The organism is uncultured Shewanella sp. (assembly GCF_947495455.1).
Taxonomy (GTDB): domain Bacteria; phylum Pseudomonadota; class Gammaproteobacteria; order Enterobacterales; family Shewanellaceae; genus Shewanella.
On the sequence record NZ_CANLZC010000246.1, the window covers coordinates 1 to 598 of the forward strand.

General features: G+C 42.5%; 1 protein-coding gene. It reads right to left on the reverse strand.

Translation table 11 applies throughout. The features are described 5' to 3' along the window. Positions 1-506, reverse strand: a 506-nt coding sequence (locus tag Q0791_RS24970; protein WP_299011962.1) for a transposase domain-containing protein, incomplete at its 3' end; no start/stop codon positions are given. Positions 507-598 lie beyond the last annotated feature (92 nt).

Below are 598 nucleotides of genomic sequence, written 5' to 3' on the forward strand. Positions count from 1 at the left end.
TGGCTACTTAATTCCATTTGGCAGACCATTCGCACTTGAGGGTATTGACTGTTTTTTTGTCGAGAAAAAGCAGTCGCATTATCAGGCGTATCTTCCGTTCGCCATACGACACCATCGACACCCAGTAATGTCAACCCATTCCAGTTTGGATGCATGGCTTCACGATGCCAATGAGCCTGAGTACACTCAAACAGGGCTTTCATTGCCGCTTCCCCAAGATCTTTTCGTCGCTGAGTCAGTGCACTCGGTGCAACAAAGGGTTTCCCGTCTCTATCGACGATATCGAGCATATTGATGATGTGAGCCATTGATTTATCGTTATAGATAGCCATACCAATAAGAAGCCAAGCCATTGACTCTAATGTTAATTTACGTTTTCGAATGGTGACGGTTTCAGTTAATGAATAAGCTTCCTCTATCAATGCTAAAGGGAGCAAATCTGCGAGGGTATCAACTTGATGAGGCTTAAGTTGATTTATCATGTCAAACGCTTGAGAAACTTGCATAAAAAAATCCGAGACCTAGAGATAGGACTCGGATTTTGACGCATTTAAACGATCAGTCAACCGATCAATAAATCGTTAAATGATCGGCATTA